Annotated in this window: 2 protein-coding genes; one reads left to right on the top strand and one right to left on the bottom strand. The window is 41.6% G+C overall.

What is annotated here, in order from left to right:
- A partial coding sequence (locus tag AC52RT_RS03680; protein WP_495539499.1) for a tRNA (adenosine(37)-N6)-threonylcarbamoyltransferase complex transferase subunit TsaD occupies positions 1–617 on the top strand: 617 nt, incomplete at its 5' end.
- Between the two features lie 334 nt (positions 618–951).
- On the opposite strand, the gene AC52RT_RS03675 is transcribed toward AC52RT_RS03680, so the two are convergent.
- Positions 952–1,950 (bottom strand): ABC-F family ATP-binding cassette domain-containing protein (locus AC52RT_RS03675; protein ID WP_495539498.1); only part of this gene is annotated, 999 nt, incomplete at its 5' end.

Here is a 1,950-nt window from a genome sequence, read left to right as displayed (position 1 = left end):
TGTCCCTCGTGGTTTCAGGGGGTCACACAGAACTTGTATTACTACAAGAGCATGGTTCATTTAAGGTAATCGGTGAGACTCGTGATGATGCAGCAGGAGAAGCGTATGATAAGGTGGCTCGGACACTTAATTTCCCGTATCCAGGCGGTCCACATATTGATCGTCTTGCCCATGAGGGGAACCCTTCGATAAATCTTCCTAGAGCATGGCTGAATGGAAGCTATGACTTTAGCTTTAGCGGATTGAAATCTTCGGTTATTAATACTCTGCATAATGCGGAACAGCGTGGAGAGACGATAGAGCCGGCAGATTTGGCAGCTAGTTTTCAAGCTAGTGTCATTGAAGTGCTTGTCACAAAAACCCTTAAGGCAGCTGAAGATTTCAACGTGAAGCAAGTTATGCTAGCAGGAGGAGTCGCGGCGAATAAAGGACTTCGTGCAGCTCTTACAGAAGCTTTTACCGTAGTTCCGGATATAGAGCTTGTGATTCCTCCATTATCTCTTTGTACAGATAATGCAGCGATGATTGGTGCAGCTGGAAGTATCCTGTTTGAAAAAGGGAAGCGATCAGATCTTGCTTTAAACGGTAATCCTGGTCTTGATATTGAAAATCTCTGAATAAACGCGTGAGATGCCAAATTTGGTGTCTCACGTTCTTTCTGTGGGTAAAAGGAAAATATCTCACTATTCTGTGGATAAAGTTTTTTGATTATTAAAACAGATTGTGCATAACTCGGCTTATTGTGGATAAAACAGACGACTTCTGTGGATAATGTGGAAAACTCTAAAGAAAGTGGGTAAATCAAGCTTTTGTTTGTGGGTAATTCTGTGGATATGTTGATGTGGAAAAACAAAAGTTATCCACAATATTGGAATGAAGTGAAAGAAGATGAATATCAAATGAAAACAGGCTGCTTCAAGCCCGTCTATCGGGTCTTGAGGCAGCCTGTTCTTACCCTTCAAGTTCAGCCCATTCTTCTAGAAGTGTATCGACATCTGATTGTGCCTGATCGAGTTTCACTTGGATTTCAAGGACCTTTTCATGGTTTTGGAAAATTTCAGGATCGCAAAGAAGTTCATTGTACGTATTGATTTCTTCTTCTAGCTTCTCAGTAGCGATTTCTATTTCCTCAATTCTCCGCTTACGCTGTCGTTCCACTTTTTTTACTTCCTTATCCATTTGATAAGAAGTGGCGACTGGAGGTATATCAGCTTTTATCGCGTGTTCTTTTCTTTCGAGCTCAATGAGTTCAGCTTGTTCCTGTTTCTTCTCTACGTAGTAATCATAATCACCAAGGAATTCTTCACTGCCGTCTTTACTAAGTTCAATGACCTTTGTGGCAATTCGATTGATAAAGTAACGATCATGGGAAACGAAGAGGATGGTCCCAGGATAATCGATTAAGGCGTTTTCTAGCACCAGTTTACTATCAAGGTCTAGGTGATTGGTCGGTTCATCTAAAATTAACAGGTTGCCTTTTTCCATCATCATCTTAGCTAGTGCGAGGCGAGCCTTCTCGCCGCCGCTGAGGGATGAGACGTTCTTAAGGACATCATCACCGGAAAAAAGAAAATTGCCTAGAATGGTTCGGATTTCTTTCTCAGGCTTTAATGGATGTTCATCCCATAGTTCGTTTAATACTCGTTTATTTGAAATGAGATTAGCTTGTTCCTGATCGTAGTAGCTGATTTGGACGTTTGTGCCCATTTTAAATCCACCTGAAAGGAGTTCAAGCTTGCCAATCAATGTCTTTAATAGTGTCGATTTCCCAACCCCATTAGGACCAACAAGCGCTACACTGTCCCCTTTTGAAATATTGATGTTAATGTTTCGGGAAACATAATCTTGGTTGTAGCCAATGGCTGCTCCCTGAATAGCAAGCACATCGTTCCCGCTTTGCCTTTCAATCTGAAACGAAAAATTAGCCGATTTTTCATCTCCATTAGGCCT

It is taken from the genome of Peribacillus sp., assembly GCF_059453735.1.
Note: the sequence above shows the minus strand (reverse complement) of the source record. Positions and strands in the feature narration are given on the sequence as shown.